The following is a 16,453-nucleotide window of genomic DNA, read 5'->3' as shown; positions in this document are numbered from 1 at the left end:
ACAGTCTTTTCTCACAGCAGCATTTACCTACGGGCAGGAGGGACGGGGCGACACCGCCCCGTATGGATGGACGTGAAGCGATACTTCCGTGGGCCGGTCATGTGGATCGTGCTGGCCGTCCTCGCCGTGGTCGTGTTGATGCAGGTCGTCGGCTCGTCGGGCGGCTACAAGACAGTGGACACCGGCCAGGTCGTCCAGGCGATCGACAAGAACCAGGTCGACTCGGTCAAGCTGACCACCGGCGACGAACAGATCATCAAGGTCGACCTCAAGGGCGACCACAAGATCAAGGGCAGCGGCAAGATCCAGGCGAGCTACATCGGCACCCAGGGCTCCGCCCTCGCCGAGAAGCTTCAGGCGAAGTACGAGGCCGGTGACATCTCCAAGGGATACACCGTCTCGCCCTCGAAGCAGAGCCCCTTCATCTCGGTGCTGCTCTCCCTGCTGCCCTTCGTACTGATCGTGCTGGTCTTCCTGTTTCTGATGAATCAGATGCAGGGCGGCGGCTCCCGGGTGATGAACTTCGGGAAGTCCAAGGCCAAGCTGATCACCAAGGACACCCCCAAGACGACCTTCGCCGATGTGGCCGGGTCCGACGAGGCTGTCGAGGAGCTCCACGAGATCAAGGAGTTCCTCCAGGAGCCGGCGAAGTTCCAGGCCGTCGGCGCCAAGATCCCCAAGGGTGTGCTGCTGTACGGCCCGCCCGGCACCGGCAAGACGCTGCTGGCGCGCGCCGTCGCCGGCGAGGCCGGCGTCCCCTTCTACTCGATCTCCGGCTCCGACTTCGTGGAGATGTTCGTCGGCGTCGGCGCCTCCCGGGTGCGCGACCTCTTCGAGCAGGCCAAGGCGAACGCTCCGGCGATCGTCTTCGTCGACGAGATCGACGCCGTCGGCCGGCACCGCGGCGCGGGCCTCGGCGGCGGTCACGACGAGCGCGAGCAGACCCTCAACCAGCTGCTGGTCGAGATGGACGGCTTTGACGTGAAGGGCGGCGTCATCCTGATCGCCGCCACCAACCGGCCCGACATCCTCGACCCGGCGCTGCTGCGCCCGGGCCGCTTCGACCGCCAGATCGCGGTCGACCGCCCGGACATGCAGGGCCGTCTGGAGATCCTCAAGGTTCACCAGAAGGGCAAGCCGGTCGCCCCGGACGTCGACCTGGGCGCGGTCGCCCGGCGCACGCCCGGCTTCACCGGCGCGGACCTGTCCAATGTGCTGAACGAAGCCGCGCTGCTCACCGCGCGCGGGGACAAGAAGCTCATCGACAACCACTCGCTGGACGAGGCGATCGACCGGGTGGTCGCGGGACCGCAGAAGCGGACCCGGATCATGTCGGACAAGGAAAAGAAGATCACCGCGTACCACGAGGGCGGCCACGCCCTGGTCGCGGCGGCTCTGCCGAACTCCGACCCGGTCCACAAGATCACCATCCTGTCCCGCGGCCGGGCCCTCGGTTACACGATGGTGCTCCCGGACGAGGACAAGTACTCGACCACCCGCAACGAGATGCTCGACCAGCTCGCCTACATGCTGGGCGGACGCGCCGCCGAGGAACTGGTCTTCCACGACCCGACCACCGGCGCTTCCAACGACATCGAGAAGGCCACCACCACGGCCCGCGCGATGGTCACCCAGTACGGCATGACCGAGCGTCTCGGTGCGATCAAGTTCGGCGGAGACAACTCCGAGCCCTTCCTCGGCCGCGAGATGGGGCACCAGCGCGACTACTCGGAAGAGGTCGCCGCGCTGGTGGACGAAGAGGTCAAGAAGCTCATCGAGACCGCGCACAACGAGGCCTGGGAAATCCTGGTCGAGAACCGCGATGTGCTCGACAACCTCGTTCTCGAACTGCTGGAGAAGGAGACCCTCGGCAAGGAGCAGATCGCCGAGGTCTTCGCCCCGATCGTGAAGCGCCCGGCCCGTCCGGCGTGGACCGGTTCCTCCCGGCGTACGCCCTCCACCCGTCCTCCGGTGCTCTCGCCGAAGGAGCTGGCGCTGACCAACGGCGCCAACGGGGCCACCGGTGCCAACGGCTCGCAGCCGGTGGAATCGGTCCCCGGCGTGGAGTCGGTGCCGGAGGAGCGTCCGGAGAGCTAGAGCATTCGGCCCGTGACCCGGTCGGTCGCACGGGCCCGGAATGAACGCCGCGTCCCCCCAGGTTTTAGCCTGGGGGGACGCGGCATTCGTATGACCTTCGTCCGGCCGCAGCACAGAGCAAGAGGAGCGAGGCACAGATGACCGACCCGGTGACGTTGGACGGCGAAGGCACGATCGGTGAGTTCGACGAGAAGCGGGCCGAGAACGCCGTCCGGGAGCTCCTCATCGCGGTCGGGGAGGACCCGGACCGCGAAGGGCTGAAGGAGACCCCCGCGCGCGTGGCGCGGGCGTACAAGGAGATATTCGCCGGGCTGTGGCAGCGGCCGGAGGATGTGCTGACGACGACGTTCGACCTCGGGCACGACGAGATGGTCCTGGTGAAGGACATCGAGGTCATGAGCTCCTGCGAGCACCACCTCGTCCCCTTCGTCGGGGTCGCCCACGTCGGCTACATCCCGTCCTCGGACGGAAAGATCACCGGCCTGTCGAAGCTGGCCCGGCTGGTGGACGTCTATGCCCGCCGGCCCCAGGTGCAGGAGCGGCTGACCACACAGATAGCCGACTCGCTGATGGAGATCCTGGAGCCGCGCGGGGTGATCGTCGTGGTCGAGTGCGAGCACATGTGCATGACCATGCGAGGGGTGCGCAAGCCCGGCGCGAAGACCATCACCTCGGCCGTGCGCGGCCAGCTCCGCCACGCCGCCACCCGCAATGAGGCCATGAGCCTGATCATGGCCCGCTGACCGGCTACGGGCCGCTGACGGCCCGGCCCGGCCCGGGACGGCTCCCCGGCCCGGCTCTTCGGCCCGGCCGCCCGCCCCCGCTCAGGCGCGGGCGGTGCCGGTGCCGTGGGGCGTGTCGGTGTCCTCCGGGAGGCGGCAGACCCGCTCCAGGAAGAACGCGGCGGCGATCACCGCCGCTCCCGCCAGCACCGAGAAGCCCGCGAGGATCGCCTGCTCCCGGCGGGCCGGGACGTCCAGCGACCCCAGCAGGAACACGCCCACCCCGCCGTACGCCCCGCTCACCAGCGCGGCCACCAGGGCGCTCGCCTGGCCGAAGACCACCGCTCGCGCCGCCATCAGCGGCTCCACGCCCTTGGCCCCGGCACGGCGCTCCCGCTGGGCCTTCAGCCGGGTCCGCAGGGACAGGGCCGTCGCCGCCAGAACCGCCGCGATCGCCGCCAGCACGATGGGGGCGGCGAGCGGCACGCTCGGCAGCGAGCCGAACGAGTCCCACAGCCGCGCGGCCGCCCACGACAGCAGGCCCGCCCCGGCGAAGAGACCGGCCAGCACACCGACCCGTAGTTGCTTCACCGAGAGAGCCGTCCTTCCGTCACAGTGCCACCCAAGAGCCTAACGACTACTCCGGCAGACGGAGTTCCAGATCGGGCCGGGGAAGCACGCCCGCCCGGCCCACGGCCTCCAGCAGCTCCGCCACCGGGCCGCGGCCCGTCAGCTCGGCCTCCGGGTCCACGTCGTGCCACGGGGCGAGCACGAAGGCCCGCTCGTGCGCCCGGGGGTGGGGGAGGGTGAGCACCGGGTCGTCCGAGACGATCTCCGCGTACGCCACGATGTCCACATCGATTGTGCGCGGGGCCCAGCGCTCGTCCCGCACCCGGTCGTAGGCCTCTTCGATGGCCTGGCCCCGCTCCAGCAGCGAATCGGGCGGCAGGGTCGTCTTCAGCAGCACGACCGCGTTGAAGTACGAGGGCTGGGAGCCGGGCTCCACGCCCCAGGGCTCCGTCTCGTACACCGGGGAGACGGCCTTGACCCGGACCCCCGGGGTGTCCTCCAGGGCGTCGACGGCCCCCTGGAGGGTCTCCAGGCGGTTGCCCAGGTTCGAGCCGAGGGAGATCACGGCGCGGTGCGGGTTGGAGAGGGTGATGTCCGCCGCGTCCACCTGCTCGACCACGGACGCGGGCACGGGCTGAACCGTGGGGTCGCTCATACTCGGCTCCGGGTGATCGTGATGGTCACGTCGTCGAAGGGCACGGTGATCGGCGCGTCCGGCTTGTGCACCACCACCTCGACCTCCTGAACGCCGTCGTGCTTGAGACAGGTCCGGGCGATCCGCTCCGCCAGGGTCTCGATCAGGTCGACGGGCTCGCCCTCCACGACCGCGACGACCTCCTCCGCCACCACGCCGTAGTGCACGGTCTTCGCCAGGTCGTCGTCGGCCGCGGCGGGGCGGGTGTCGAGGCTGAGCACCAGGTCCACGATGAAAGTCTGGCCCTCTTCGCGCTCCCGGGGGAAGACGCCATGGTGCCCGCGGGCCTTGAGGCCGCGCAGCGCGACACGATCCACGCGAATCACTCCTGCTCTCGTACGTTTGACGGGCATGCGTTTGACGGGCATGACGGGCATACAGCCACGCATCCAGAGATCCACGGCCCGTGTACCCATTCGAATCTACCTGCGAGCACCGACACCGCCCGCTCGCGGGGCCCGGTCTTACGAGGGGGAGTCCTCGTCCGCGGTCTTGTCGCCCTCGGTCTCCGTCAGCACCGGCGACCCGTGGTGCGACCAGATCTTCCACCCCTGCGAAGTGCGGCGGAACACATTGGTCGCCACCACCAGCTGGCCCACCAGCGGCCCCAGCTCCCCGCCCTCCTCGGCGGGCCCGCCGCTCAGGATGTTCTCCGTGCAGGTCACCAGCGCGGTGTCGCCGACCAGGCTCACCCGCACATCGGTCAGGAAGAACTGGATGTACTCCGTGTTCGCCATGATCAGCGCGTACGAGCGCAGCACCTCGCCGCGCCCGGAGAGCACCGGCCACCCCGGATGGACGCAGGAGACGTCGTCGTCCAGCCAGAGCGCCTGGAGGGCGTCGAAGTCGCCGCGCTCCATCGTCTCGTAGAACGTGGTGTTGGCGTCCTCCACCTGCTCGATGTCGGTACGGCTCACCGGGCGGCCTCGACGGCGTGCGCGATCCGGACGGCGTCGGCGGTGGCCCGCACCTCATGGACGCGGACCGCCCACGCGCCCTCGTGCGCCGCGATCGCGGAGACGGCGGCGGTGGCCGCGTCCCGCTCCCGGGCGCGCGGCGGAGCGCCGTCACGGGCGTCCAGGGCCAGCACATGGCCGAGGAATCGTTTGCGCGAGGCGGCGACGAGCAGCGGGCGGCCCAGCGCCCGGAAGTCGCGGATGTGGGCGACCAGGGCCAGATCGTGCCGGGCGTCCTTGGCGAAACCGAGCCCCGGGTCGATCACGATGCGCTCCGGATCGATCCCGCCGGCGACGACCGCGTCCATCCGCTCCCCCAGCTCGGCGATGACCTCGGCGACGACGTCCTCGTACACCGCCCTGCTGTTCATGTCCTGGCTGAAGCCGCGCCAGTGCATCACCACGAAGGGCACCCCGGCGGAGGCCACGGCCGGGACCATGGCGGGGTCGGCGAGACCACCGCTGACATCGTTGACCAGGGCCGCGCCCGCGGCGACGGCCCGGTCGGCGACCGAGGCGCGCATGGTGTCGACGGAGACCGTGACCCCCTCGGCGGCGAGACCCCGCACCACCGGGACGACCCGGCGCAGCTCCTCCTCCTCGTCCACCCGGCTCGCTCCGGGCCTGGTGGACTCGCCTCCGACATCGATGAGATCCGCGCCGTCGGCGACCAGGTCGAGACCGCGCTTGACGGCCGCGGTGGTGTCGAACCAGCGACCGCCGTCCGAGAAGGAATCCGGCGTCACATTGACGACGCCCATGACCGCGCAGCGATCCCATTCCGGCAACCCGCTCAACGTACTCATACCCCCAGCCTAGGTCGTGTCCTCGAAGTCCCGTCTGCCTGTCGTGCCCTGGCACGCACTCCCCCTGGGCCTGGCGGCCCGGGAGGTACCCCCACGCTGCGTTGTCGTCAGTCGCCTACGGCCCCCTGGGCCTGGCGGCCCGGGTGGTACCCCCACCGCGTGGGCTCCTTCCTCCGCCTTGCGATCTGGGGGTCCCCCCCCGGGCGAAGCCCAGGGGGAGCACCAGAACCCGCCAGACCCTCCCCCTGGGCCTTCGGCCCGGGGGGACCCCCATTACGGGCGGACGACGCTACTTCGAAGACACTCCCCGGTCGTGTCCTCAGACCGGACGCACCGCTCCCGGGGCGCTCTCCTGCGGGTACGGGCGGATGTGGGCGCAGGGGCGGTGGGGGCGGGCGGGGAGTGGGCGGGGGTGGGGGAGGGTGATGAAGCCTTCGGCGCGCATCGCGGCGAGACCGACCCTGGGCAGGTCGCGGACGTTGCGGAAGACCACGAATCGCGGCTCCCACCGTGGCCGGAACTTGGCGTTGAACTTGTAGAGGGACTCGATCTGGAACCAGCGGGAGAGGAAGATCAGCAGTCCTCGCCAGAGCCGCAGCACCGGGCCCGCGCCGATCCGCTCGCCCCGGGCGAGCGCGGCGCGGAACATCGCGAAGTTGAGGGAGACCCGCTCGACCTTCAGCCCGGGTGCGGCCTGGAGCGCGGCGACGATCAGCAGCTCGTTCATGCCGGGGTCGGCGGAGCGGTCGCGCCGCATCAGCTCCAGGGACATGCCGTCCGTGCCCCAGGGCACGAAGTGGATGATCGCCTTCAGGTCCCCGTAGGGGGAGGAGGGGTCGGCCTTGTGCGCGGTGGCGATCACCGCGTCCCCGTCCGCCGGGTCGCCGATCCGCCCCAGCGCCATGGAGAAGCCGCGCTCGGTCGCGGTGCCCCGCCACTCCCCGGCGGCCCGGCGGATCGCCGTCAGCTCCTCGTCGGGGATGTCGTGGGCCCGGCGCACCCGGGTGGTGCAGCCGCCGCGCTCTATCCGGTTCACCATCTGGCGCACATTGCGCATGGGGCGTCCGGAGAGCGAGAAGTCCGCGACGTCGACCACCGCCTCGTCGCCCAGTTCGAGCGCGTCGAGGCCGCTCTCGCGGGTCCACACCTCGCCCCCGGTCCGGGAGCAGCCCATGACGGCGGGGGTCCAGGAGTGCGCGTCGGCCTCGGCCATGAAGCGTTCGATCGCGCCGGGCCAGGCCTCCACATCGCCTATCGGGTCGCCGCCGGCGAGCATCACCCCGGAGACGACGCGGTAGCTGACGGCGGCCTTGCCGCTGGGGGAGAAGACCACTTCCCTGTCGCGGCGGAGCGCGAAGTGGCCGAGCGAGTCCCGGTCGCCGTGCCGGGCGAGCAGATCGCGCAGCCGGTGCTCGTCGTCCTTCGGGAGCCGGGCGGCCGGGCGCTCGGGCCGCAGCGCGAGATGGAGTGCGGTGACGGCGGTGAGCAGGCCGAGCGCGGCGAGCGAGCAGCCCACGGCCGATGAGGCGTCCCCGGTGTGGTCGACGGGTCCCTCGAAGCCGAGGAGCCCGCAGAGGGTGTGCAGCAGCAGGTCGGCGAGTGAGGGGTCGCCGAGCGTCTCGCGCGGGCGCCCGCCCACGACGGCCGTGCCGATGCCGATCGACGCGGAGCCCATGAGGGCGAAGCCGGTGAGCGCGGCCCGCCGGCCGCGCGGATCGGGCAGCGCGGAGAACTCGCGCCGGTGCGCGAGCAGCAGCGCGAGGACGGCCAGGGAGGCGAGGACGGTGACGGCCGAGTGCCGGTACGCGAACTGCCCGGCCGCCTCGATGGGCAGCAGCACCACCGCGGCCTGCCAGGCCCGGCGCTTGCGGCGCTTGAGCCCGTGGGCGAGGAGAAGCGTCAGCACGCCCGCGGCGAGCGGGAGCGCGGCGGCGAGGGGACCGGCCGTGACGGGGTCGGTGACGCCCGGGAGCACCCCGGCGGCCGTGTGCGCCCAACTGCGGCGGAAGGCGGGGAACACCCCGGCGGCGAGGTCGATCAGTCCGACGAGGGCACAGGCCGTGCCGATCAGCGTGGGAACCGACTCGGGGCGGGGGCCGCGTGGCATCCCGCGGATCAGCCGGGTGCCCCGCGCGCCCGGAACCAATTCCGTTTTGTCCCCATCTACATCTACCGTTACAGACATCGCTTCCCATGACTCCGGATCAGCCCTGCGCCCATGGGCCGCAGTCAGGCAGCGTCCGGACGATATGCGTTCCCTAGGACGGGACTTTAAGGAAGCGGGTTTACTCGGACACCGGAAATCTCGCGGTAATAGGGAGTTCAGCAAACTCATGGGTCTGACCAGTGGCTATGTTCTCGCCGGTGCCGTCGCGGCGGCGGTGGGGCTGTTCGCCACGACCATTTGGTGCTGGCCCCGGCTGGCCGGGCGCGGCTGGCGGGCGGTCGGCGGCCGGATCGGACTGCTGCTGGCGACCCAGCTCGCGCTCTTCGTGTCGGTGGGACTGGCGGCGAACAACGCTTTTCTGTTCTACGGCTCCTGGTCCGACCTTCTCGGCCGTGAACAGAAGCTCGGTGTGGTGGTGGACCACTCGGCCGGACAGCAGCGGATCAAGGTGGTCGAGAGGCGAATGGCCCCGGTGGAGGGCGGCTCACGGCCGGACCGGGGCGGGCAGATCCAGAAGGTCGTGATCTCCGGGGAGAAGTCGGGGATCACCAGTTCCGCCTATGTCTATCTGCCGCCGGAATACTTTCAGTCCGAGCACCGGGGGAGATCCTTTCCGGCCGTGGTCGCGCTGACCGGCTACCCCGGGATGGCGGAGAACCTGATCAAGGGGCAGAAGTATCCGCAGATCGCGTTCCGCAAGGCCAGGGAGGGCAAGATGCAGCCGATGGTTCTCATCATGCTGCGCTCGACCGTCGCCCCGCCGAGGGACACCGAGTGCGTGGACATCCCGGGCGGGCCGCAGGCGGAGACCTTCCTCGGCCGGGATCTGCCGGCGGCGGTCTCGCGGAGCTACCGGGTGGGGACCGAGCCGCGCGGCTGGGGCGTCATCGGCGTCTCCACGGGCGGCTACTGCGCGCTGAAGATCGCCATGCACCACTCGGAGCAGTACTCGGTGGGGGCCGGGCTCTCCCCGTACTACCGGGCGGCCGAGGACCCCACCACCGGCGATCTCTTCCAGGGCGACCAGTCGCTGAGGGACCGGGCGGATCTGCTGTGGAGCCTGGACCGGCTGCCGCAGCCGGACGCCTCGTTCCTGGTGACCAGCTCCCTGAAGGGCGAGGACAACCTCGCGGCGACCCGTGAGTTCATCGGCAAGGTGCGGCCGCCCGCCCGGGTCTCCTCGATCATCCTCGACAGCGGCGGGCACAACTTCAACACCTGGGCGCGCCAGGTCCCGCCCGCGCTGGAGTGGATGAGCGACCGGCTCAGGGCCGCCTGACCGCTACGGCCTCTCGTTCGGGCCGGTGGCCGCCGTGATCGTGGCGATCGACTCCAGGTCCACCGCCGCCCGGGGGATGTCCTGCGCGTCCGCGTCGATCGAGCGCCGCAGCGCCTCGTGGAGGCGCGCCGGGGTCAGCACCCCCAGGAACCGGCCCGTCCCCTCCGCGTCGATCACCGCGATCCAGCCCGCGTCGTGCTGGAGCATGGTGGAGAAGGCCTGCTTGAGCGAGGCCCCCAGCGGCAGCCAGGCGTCCATCCGGCGGGCGTGCTCAGCGACCGTGCCCTCGGCGCGGGCCTGCTCGGCGGAGATCCAGCCGTGCAGATCGCCCCGCGCGTCCAGGACGACGGCCCAGCGCGCGCCCAGCTCCCGGGGCAGCCGGTCGTCCAGCCGGACGACGGGCGGCTCCTCCAGGTCGCTCTCCTCGATCGGGGTCACCGAGAGCCGCTTGAGACCGCGGTCCGCGCCGACGAAGTCGGCCACATAGGGCGTCGCCGGGGCCCCGAGCACGGCGGCAGGCGCGCCGAACTGCTCGATCCGGCCCGTGCCGTAGACGGCGATGCGGTCCCCGAGCCGGACCGCCTCCTCGATGTCGTGGGTGACGAGGAGGACCGTCTTGCGGACCTGGGACTGGAGCCGGAGGAACTCGTTCTGGAGATGCTCGCGCACCACCGGGTCGACCGCGCCGAACGGCTCGTCCATCAGCAGTACGGGCGGGTCCGCCGCGAGCGCGCGGGCCACCCCGACCCGCTGCCGCTGGCCGCCGGAGAGCTGTTCGGGGTAGCGGTCGCCGTAGACGGAGGGGTCGAGGCCGACCAGGTCCAGCAGCTCGGCCGCGCGGGCCCGGGCCTTGGCGCGCCGCCAGCCCAGCAGCTGGGGGACGGTCGCGGTGTTCTCCAGGACCGTCTTGTGCGGAAAGAGGCCGACCTGCTGGATGACATAGCCGATCCGGCGGCGCAGCCGCACCGGGTCGACGGTGGATATGTCCTCGCCGTCGAGGAATATCCGCCCCTCGCTCGGCTCGATGAGCCGGTTGACCATCTTCATCGTGGTCGTCTTGCCGCAGCCGGACGGCCCCACCAGGGTGACCAGTTCGCCTTCGGCCACCTCGAAGGAGAGATCGTCGACGGCCGTCGTCCCGTCCGGATATCGCTTGGTGACATTCTCGAAACGGATCATGGTTCCCCAATGTGACGCGTGTTGTGTGAAGGCCGTGTTGCCGGCGTGCGCCGCCCGTCGGCGATTGTCAGTGGCCAAGGTTAAGGTCTTCAGTCATACGTTCGGCATGGGTGGGGAGGTGGGGAATCATGAGTACGGGACTGGCCGCGCGGAGCTGTCTGACGGCCAATGACTGGATCTGCGGGGAGTATCTGCGGACCCGGAGCCAGGAGTTGACGGAGGCGACGGTCGAGCATGTCTGGATCACCGCCGCATCGGTCCTGATCGGCCTCGCGGTGGCATTCCCGCTCGCGCTCCTCGTCCGTGCCAGACCCGCCTTCGCCGCCCCCGTGCTGGGGCTGACCACCCTGCTCTACACGATTCCCTCGCTGGCCATGTTCTCGCTGCTGCTGCCCGTGTTCGGGCTCTCGGCCGCGCTGGTCGTCACCGGTCTGGTGCTCTACTCGCTCACCATCCTGGTACGGAACATCCTCGCCGGGCTCGACGCCGTGCCCGCCGAGGCGCGCGAGGCCGCCCGGGGCATGGGGTACGGACCGGGCCGGCTGCTCTGGGAGGTCGAGCTGCCGCTGGCGCTGCCCGCGCTGATGGCCGGGGTCCGGATCGCCACCGTCTCCACCGTCGCGCTGACGACGGTGGGCGCGCTGATCGGCCGGGGCGGGCTCGGCAATCTCATCGACGACGGGGTGCAGACCACCTTCAAGGCCCAGGTGCTGACCGCGTCTGTGCTCTGTGTGCTGCTGGCGGCAGCGGCCGATCTGCTGCTGCTCGGGGCGCAGCGGCTGCTGACGCCCTGGACCCGAATACCGAAGGCCGGGAGGGCTGCCTGATGGGGGTGCTGGCCGATGCCTGGACCTGGCTCGCCACCGGGTCCAACTGGTCGGGCGAGAGCGGTGCGTGGCACCGGCTCGGCGAGCATGTGTACGTCAGCGGGACGGCGCTCCTGATCGCCTGCGCGATCGCCCTGCCGCTGGCGCTCTGGCTCGGCCACATCGGCCGGGGAGGCGCGCTCGCCGTCTCGATCTCCAACGCGGGCCGGGCCGTGCCGGTCTTCGCGGTCCTCGCCCTCTTCATGCTCACCCCGCTGCGCAGCGCCGGATACGCGCCGACGATCATCGCCCTGGTGCTGTTCGCGGTCCCTCCGCTGCTGACCAACGCTCATGTCGGGATGCGGGAGGTGGACCGCTCGGTGGTGGAGGCCGCGCGCGGGATGGGGATGTCGGGCCGTCAGGTCTTCCTCCGGGTCGAGCTGCCATTGGCCTATCCGCTGCTGATGACCGGGCTGCGGTCGGCGGCCGTGCAGGTCGTGGCCACGGCCACCATCGCCTCGCTGGTCGGTCAGGGCGGGCTGGGCCGGATCATCACCGCGGGCTTCAACACCCTGGACACCGCACAGGTGGTGGCGGGCGCGCTACTCGCGGCGCTGCTGGCGCTGGTGGTGGAGGGGGTGCTGGTCCTCGTCGACCGGCTGGTCGATCCGCTGCGCAAGGCGGTTTCCCCCGGCCCGGCCCGGGTATCCGCATGACTTCTGTGAACCTCTCGACGCGGCCCGCGCGGGCCGGGAGAACCGAACCCTCGTGGACCTCTGGACGGAGAACCTGATGCGCAAGACCTCTCGTATCGCGGGAGCGGTACTGGCCGTGGCGGCCCTGACGGGCTCCCTCGCCGCGTGCGGCGGCGATGCCCTGGAGGAGTCGAAGGACGGCGGAGGATCGGGCGGAAAGGGCTCGCTGGTCATCGGCTCGGCCTCGTTCACCGAGTCCAAGGTCCTGGCCGAGCTGTATGCGGGGGTCCTCGCCGACGCCGGGTACAAGACCTCGATCACCTCGGTGAAGAACCGTGAGCTGTACGAACCCTCGCTGGAGAAGGGGGAGATCGACATCGTGCCGGAATACGCCGCCACGCTCGCCGAATTCCTCAACGCGAAGGTGAACGGCCCGAAGGCCCCCGAGGAGAAGCCCGTCGCCTCCAGCGATGCGAAGGCCACCGTGGCGGCGCTCACCGCGCTCGCCGAGCCGCGCGGGCTGAAGGTGCTCCCGGCCGGCGGGGCCGTCGATCAGAACGCGTTCGCGGTGAGTGAGGAATTCGCCGGGAAGAACAAGCTGAAGACGCTTTCCGATCTTGGAAAGTCGAAGCTCAAGGTGAAGATCGCGGCGGGTGACGAGTGCGAGGTGCGGCCGTTCTGCGCGCCGGGTCTGAAGAAGACCTACGGCATCGATGTCGTGGGCATCGACCCCAAGGGCGTCGGAACCCCGCAGTCCAAGCAGGCGGTCAGGGACGGCGAGGACCAATTGGTGCTCACCACCACCACGGACGCGGTCCTGGACGGCCTGGTCTTCCTCAAGGACGACAAGAAGCTCCAGAACGCGGACAACGTACTGCCGGTGGTCAATGCCAAGGACGCGGGCGCGGCGGAGATAGCCGACGCTCTCGCCAAGATCACCAAGGTGCTGACCACTGAGGATCTCGCCGAGTTGAACCGCAAGGTCGACGCCGAGCGGGTCAAGCCCGAGGATGCCGCGAAGGAGTATCTCCGCTCCAAGAACCTGCTCAAGAAGTAGTACCGGAGGCGCGTCGTTCCCGGCGCCGTTCCCCGGACAGGAGATTTTCCGGACCGATATCCCCATCGGCTACTCGGCACGGTAAATTTCAGGCCATGCCACGTGGACGCCACCGCCATTCCCCGCCCCTGCACAGGCTGCTGCCGCCCACCGCGGTCGCCGGAGCGTCGGTGTTGTGCGCCGCCGCCGCATGGCTGCTGAGCGAACCCGTCGCGCTCCGGGTGCTGGTCGCGGCAGCCGCCGCGGCCGCTGTGACCGGCGCTTTCCTGACGCGCAGTTGGGACCGCGCGGCGGGCCGTCAGGTCGCCGACCTGACCCGGGGGCGGGCCAGTGACGCCTGGCAGACCGAGGAGCGGATAGCGGAGCTGGAGTCCGAGCTGGAGGAATCGCGCGAGCTGCGCGCCAAGCTCGACGCCAAGCTGCGCGCCAAGCGGGTCGAGCTGGCGGGGCTGCGCGGCGAGCACGCCGCCCTGCTCCGGCGGTACGCGACCGCCGAGACCGAGCGGGCCAGCGTGCTGGAGGACCGCCGTCAGCTCACCGGCGACACGGGCGCGACCAAGGTGCCGGGCCCCGCCCGGGCCGCCGCCGCCCTGGGTCCCGCCGTCTATCTCCGTGCGGCCAGGGCGCTGGAGGAGCTCACCCGTACCGCCGGGGCCCAGCGCTCCGCGCGCACCACGGCCGGGGCTCAAGGGTCCGCCGTGGAGAAGGCGTCGGCCGGAGAGGCGGAGGAGTCGCCGGGGAAGCCCCGGGCGGGCGTGGACACGGGCCCTGAGCAGCATGCCCGTCCGGCGACCGCCCTCCCCGCCAGGCGTCCCGCCGCCGCGATCGCCCCGTACGGACCGCGCCGGGGCCCCGGCGCGGCGCGCCCCGAGGGCACCTTCGACTTCTTCGGCACCCAGGCCGTCGCCCCGGGCGAGCCCGGCTCCGAGCTCCGGGCCGCGCCGGAGCCCGAGCGGCGGGCCAGGGCGATCGAGGCCGCGCAGCAGGAGGATCTCGCCGATGTGGTGGGCGAGGAGGCCCTCGCCGAGCGCCGCGCGGACACCGCCCGCCCGGCCGCCGCCGTCATCGATCTGACCGCGCACGACGAGACGGAGAAGCTCGACCTCGGAGAGCTGCGGAACGCGGTCAACTCCTGACGGAGCGGCCCCCGGCCCCGGACCCCTGCCCCGGGGGCCGGGGCCGCCCGGTCACTTGTCGATGTCGCCGACGACGAAGAACAGCGAGCCCAGGATCGACACCATGTCCGGCACCGGGGTGCCGGGCAGCAGCTCGGTCAGCGCCTGGATGTTGTTGTACGAGGCCGAACGCAGCTTCAGCCGGTACGGCGTCTTCTCGCCCTTGGAGACCAGGTAGTAGCCGTTGACCCCGAGCGGGTTCTCGGTCCAGGCGTAGGTGTGGCCCTCCGGGGCCTTGAGCACCTTCGGCAGCCGCTGGTTGATCGGCCCGGGCGGCAGGTCGGCGATCCGGTCGAGGCAGGCGTCCGCCAGGTCCAGGGAGTTGTGCGTCTGGTCGAGGAGCACCTCGAAGCGGGCCAGACAGTCGCCGTCGGGCCGGGTGACGACCTTCAGGGTGTCCGCCAGCTCCCCGTACGCCAGATACGGCTCGTCCCGGCGGAGGTCGAAGTCGACGCCCGAGGCGCGGGCGATGGGGCCGCTCACCCCGTACGCGTGCACCGCCTCCGGAGACAGGACGCCCACCGCGCGGGTCCGGCCCCGGAAGATCTCGTTGCCGAGGACCAGCCGGTCGTACACGTCCATCCGCGAGCGGACCTCGGCGACGGCGTGCCGCACCCGGCCCAGCCAGCCGGCCGGGAGGTCCTCCTTGAGGCCGCCGACCCGGTTGAACATGTAGTGCATCCGGCCGCCGGAGATCTCCTCCATCACATTCTGGAGCTCCTCGCGCTCCCGGAAGGCGTGGAAGACGGCGGTGATGCCGCCCAGCTCCAGGGGGTAGGAGCCGAGGAACATGAGGTGATTGAGCACCCTGTTCAACTCGGCGAGCAGGGTGCGCGTCCAGACCGCCCGCTCGGGGACCTCCATGCCCAGCATGCGCTCCACGGCCATGACGACGCCCAGCTCGTTGGAGAAGGCGGAGAGCCAGTCGTGGCGGTTGGCCAGCATGATGATCTGGCGGTAGTCGCGCGCCTCGAAGAGTTTCTCCGCGCCCCGGTGCATATAGCCGATGACGGGTTCGGCGTGCTGGATGACTTCGCCGTCGAGGACGAGCCGCAGGCGGAGCACGCCGTGGGTGGAGGGGTGCTGGGGGCCGATGTTGAGCACCATGTCGGTGCTTTCCGCCGCGCCGCCGATGCCGAACGTGGTCTCCGTCATGCGGCCAGTATCCCCTGACCTGGGGGATGCCCGTCCCCGGTGCCCGCCTGCCGGCGCTGCCGGAGCCAGAGGAAGTCGCCGAGGCCGCCCGGGGACATCAGCTCCGCCGCCTCGCCGGTGCGCGAGAGGGCGCGGAGATAGCCCGCCGGATCGGTGGAGGCCAGCGAGAGCGGCGGGCGGCCGGCGGTCAGTCCCAGCTCCGCGAGGGCGTCCCGCTGCGTGGTCAGCGTCGCGCCGGGGAGGGCGCAGGAGTCCAGGGCGACGTGCGAGGTGAGATCGCAGCTCCCGTCCGGCACCGGACGGACCTCGCGGCCCGCGCGGAAGCCGGTCAGGGTGCCGAAGAGCGGCCGGGCCCCGGCCAGATGCGCGTAGTCCACCGCCACCGCCAGGCCCGAGCGCAGGGTGCCGACCGCCGCCGCCCACGCCTCGTCCCGCGCCCGGCCGATCTCGGCCCGGGCGCCGGGCTCGGTCAGCGGCCACCACCGCGCCAGCCACTCCGCGTCCGCGCCCGTGACCGACGGCCCCAGCCGCTCGGTCCCGTCCCGCCGCACCTGCACCAGGCGTACCACCCCGTCGGGGTCCGCCTCGGCGATGTCCACGGGCACATTGTCGAGCCACTCATTGGCGAAGAGCAGCCCGCTCACCCCTCGCGGCGGCTCCGGGGTCCACTCGATACGGGGATCGAGACCACCGGGGCGGGCCGCCCGCTCGACGGCGTACGCCCGGACCGGGAAATCCGGCGGCAGCGCCGCCAGCACCCCCGTCAGCAGCTCCCCGCGCCCCGCGCCCATGTCGACGATCACCGGATCCCCGGCCCCCGCCTCGGCCCCCAGCTCCTCGATGGTGGCCAGCAGCAGCCGGGCGACGGCCCCCGCGAACAGCGGCGACGCGTGCACCGACGTACGGAAGTGCCCCGCCGGGCCCTCGGGCCGCAGATAGAAGCCGCCCGGCCCGTACAGCGCGGTCTCCGTCGCTTCCCGCCAGCTGCGCCATTCACACGTCTCGTCCGTCACGAACGCAAGTCTCCACCTTCCGGAGTACGCCTCCGTCCTCCGGATCGCTCTGACGGTTGACCCCTACACCTGGTGGTTTTCC

The 16,453-nt window shown here is 71.2% G+C and carries 16 protein-coding genes; 7 read left to right on the top strand and 9 right to left on the bottom strand.

The window, feature by feature from the left end; all coding sequences use genetic code 11:
* Positions 1-66: 66 nt before the first annotated feature.
* Both ftsH and folE read left to right on the top strand, forming a co-directional pair.
* Positions 67-2,097: an ATP-dependent zinc metalloprotease FtsH gene (gene ftsH, locus IE247_RS00355; RefSeq protein WP_190120788.1), complete on the top strand. Its 2,031-nt coding sequence runs from the start codon at positions 67-69 to the stop codon at positions 2,095-2,097.
* A gap of 137 nt (positions 2,098-2,234) precedes the next feature.
* Positions 2,235-2,840, top strand: coding sequence for a GTP cyclohydrolase I FolE (gene folE, locus IE247_RS00350; protein WP_190120787.1), 606 nt, complete (start codon positions 2,235-2,237; stop codon positions 2,838-2,840).
* 81 nt (positions 2,841-2,921) lie between these two features.
* Here folE and IE247_RS00345 read toward each other — a convergent pair whose 3' ends face one another.
* The 6 genes from IE247_RS00345 to IE247_RS00320 form a co-directional block, all read right to left on the bottom strand.
* Positions 2,922-3,410 (bottom strand): DUF3180 domain-containing protein, encoded by a 489-nt coding sequence (locus IE247_RS00345; RefSeq protein ID WP_190120786.1) that lies wholly within the window; start codon positions 3,408-3,410, stop codon positions 2,922-2,924.
* A gap of 46 nt (positions 3,411-3,456) precedes the next feature.
* Complete coding sequence (folK, locus tag IE247_RS00340) at positions 3,457-4,044, bottom strand: 2-amino-4-hydroxy-6-hydroxymethyldihydropteridine diphosphokinase (protein ID WP_190120785.1); 588 nt, start codon at positions 4,042-4,044, stop codon at positions 3,457-3,459.
* The gene (folB, locus tag IE247_RS00335) at positions 4,041-4,400 is read right to left on the bottom strand and encodes a dihydroneopterin aldolase (protein WP_190120784.1); all 360 of its coding nucleotides are present in this window, start codon (positions 4,398-4,400) and stop codon (positions 4,041-4,043) included. The genes folK and folB overlap by 4 nt, the downstream gene beginning before the upstream one ends.
* A gap of 147 nt (positions 4,401-4,547) precedes the next feature.
* On the bottom strand, positions 4,548-5,000 hold the full coding sequence (locus IE247_RS00330; protein ID WP_190120783.1) for a nuclear transport factor 2 family protein: 453 nt from the start codon (positions 4,998-5,000) through the stop codon (positions 4,548-4,550).
* Positions 4,997-5,845, bottom strand: a complete 849-nt coding sequence (folP, locus tag IE247_RS00325; RefSeq protein ID WP_229868358.1) for a dihydropteroate synthase — start codon at positions 5,843-5,845, stop codon at positions 4,997-4,999. The genes IE247_RS00330 and folP overlap by 4 nt, the downstream gene beginning before the upstream one ends.
* 319 nt (positions 5,846-6,164) lie before the next feature.
* Positions 6,165-7,952, bottom strand: a complete 1,788-nt coding sequence (locus IE247_RS00320; protein WP_373305479.1) for a phosphatidylglycerol lysyltransferase domain-containing protein — start codon at positions 7,950-7,952, stop codon at positions 6,165-6,167.
* A 226-nt stretch (positions 7,953-8,178) separates the two neighbouring features.
* Here IE247_RS00320 and IE247_RS00315 point away from each other — a divergent pair, with 226 nt between their 5' ends.
* On the top strand, positions 8,179-9,291 hold the full coding sequence (locus IE247_RS00315; protein ID WP_190120781.1) for an alpha/beta hydrolase: 1,113 nt from the start codon (positions 8,179-8,181) through the stop codon (positions 9,289-9,291).
* A gap of 3 nt (positions 9,292-9,294) precedes the next feature.
* Here IE247_RS00315 and IE247_RS00310 read toward each other — a convergent pair whose 3' ends face one another.
* Positions 9,295-10,470, bottom strand: coding sequence for an ABC transporter ATP-binding protein (locus IE247_RS00310; protein ID WP_190120780.1), 1,176 nt, complete (start codon positions 10,468-10,470; stop codon positions 9,295-9,297).
* Between the two features lie 128 nt (positions 10,471-10,598).
* Between IE247_RS00310 and IE247_RS00305 the strand changes: the two genes are divergently transcribed.
* From IE247_RS00305 to IE247_RS00290, 4 genes are all read left to right on the top strand, one after another.
* On the top strand, positions 10,599-11,297 hold the full coding sequence (locus IE247_RS00305; RefSeq protein WP_190120779.1) for an ABC transporter permease: 699 nt from the start codon (positions 10,599-10,601) through the stop codon (positions 11,295-11,297).
* On the top strand, positions 11,297-11,992 hold the full coding sequence (locus IE247_RS00300) for an ABC transporter permease (protein WP_190120778.1): 696 nt from the start codon (positions 11,297-11,299) through the stop codon (positions 11,990-11,992). The genes IE247_RS00305 and IE247_RS00300 overlap by 1 nt, the downstream gene beginning before the upstream one ends.
* A gap of 76 nt (positions 11,993-12,068) precedes the next feature.
* Positions 12,069-13,028 carry an ABC transporter substrate-binding protein gene (locus IE247_RS00295; protein WP_190120777.1) on the top strand — a complete coding sequence of 320 codons (960 nt, stop codon included), beginning with the start codon at positions 12,069-12,071 and terminating at the stop codon, positions 13,026-13,028.
* Between the two features lie 95 nt (positions 13,029-13,123).
* A complete protein-coding gene (locus tag IE247_RS00290; protein WP_190120776.1) occupies positions 13,124-14,164 on the top strand; it encodes a hypothetical protein in 1,041 nt (346 codons plus the stop codon).
* A gap of 51 nt (positions 14,165-14,215) precedes the next feature.
* On the opposite strand, the gene IE247_RS00285 is transcribed toward IE247_RS00290, so the two are convergent.
* Both IE247_RS00285 and IE247_RS00280 read right to left on the bottom strand, forming a co-directional pair.
* Complete coding sequence (locus IE247_RS00285; protein ID WP_190120775.1) at positions 14,216-15,358, bottom strand: NADH-quinone oxidoreductase subunit D; 1,143 nt, start codon at positions 15,356-15,358, stop codon at positions 14,216-14,218.
* Positions 15,355-16,371, bottom strand: a complete 1,017-nt coding sequence (locus IE247_RS00280) for an SAM-dependent methyltransferase (protein WP_190120774.1) — start codon at positions 16,369-16,371, stop codon at positions 15,355-15,357. The genes IE247_RS00285 and IE247_RS00280 overlap by 4 nt, the downstream gene beginning before the upstream one ends.
* Between the last annotated feature and the right edge of the window lie 82 nt (positions 16,372-16,453).

The sequence above is a fragment of the Streptomyces inusitatus genome (assembly GCF_014651115.1).
Classification (GTDB): domain Bacteria; phylum Actinomycetota; class Actinomycetes; order Streptomycetales; family Streptomycetaceae; genus Streptomyces; species Streptomyces amakusaensis.
The sequence above is the reverse complement of the archived record's forward strand: the minus strand, read 5'-3'. Positions and strand labels throughout refer to the sequence as shown.

Coding starts and splice junctions, on each gene's coding strand:
- IE247_RS00295 (WP_190120777.1), top strand. CDS start 12,069: ATGCGCAAGACCTCTCGTATCGCGGGAGCGGTACTGGCCGTGGCGGCC.
- folE (WP_190120787.1), top strand. CDS start 2,235: ATGACCGACCCGGTGACGTTGGACGGCGAAGGCACGATCGGTGAGTTC.
- IE247_RS00320 (WP_373305479.1), bottom strand. CDS start 7,952: ATGCCACGCGGCCCCCGCCCCGAGTCGGTTCCCACGCTGATCGGCACG.
- IE247_RS00310 (WP_190120780.1), bottom strand. CDS start 10,470: ATGATCCGTTTCGAGAATGTCACCAAGCGATATCCGGACGGGACGACG.
- IE247_RS00285 (WP_190120775.1), bottom strand. CDS start 15,358: ATGACGGAGACCACGTTCGGCATCGGCGGCGCGGCGGAAAGCACCGAC.
- folP (WP_229868358.1), bottom strand. CDS start 5,845: ATGAGTACGTTGAGCGGGTTGCCGGAATGGGATCGCTGCGCGGTCATG.
- IE247_RS00305 (WP_190120779.1), top strand. CDS start 10,599: ATGAGTACGGGACTGGCCGCGCGGAGCTGTCTGACGGCCAATGACTGG.
- folK (WP_190120785.1), bottom strand. CDS start 4,044: ATGAGCGACCCCACGGTTCAGCCCGTGCCCGCGTCCGTGGTCGAGCAG.
- IE247_RS00300 (WP_190120778.1), top strand. CDS start 11,297: ATGGGGGTGCTGGCCGATGCCTGGACCTGGCTCGCCACCGGGTCCAAC.
- IE247_RS00290 (WP_190120776.1), top strand. CDS start 13,124: ATGCCACGTGGACGCCACCGCCATTCCCCGCCCCTGCACAGGCTGCTG.
- IE247_RS00315 (WP_190120781.1), top strand. CDS start 8,179: ATGGGTCTGACCAGTGGCTATGTTCTCGCCGGTGCCGTCGCGGCGGCG.
- ftsH (WP_190120788.1), top strand. CDS start 67: ATGGACGTGAAGCGATACTTCCGTGGGCCGGTCATGTGGATCGTGCTG.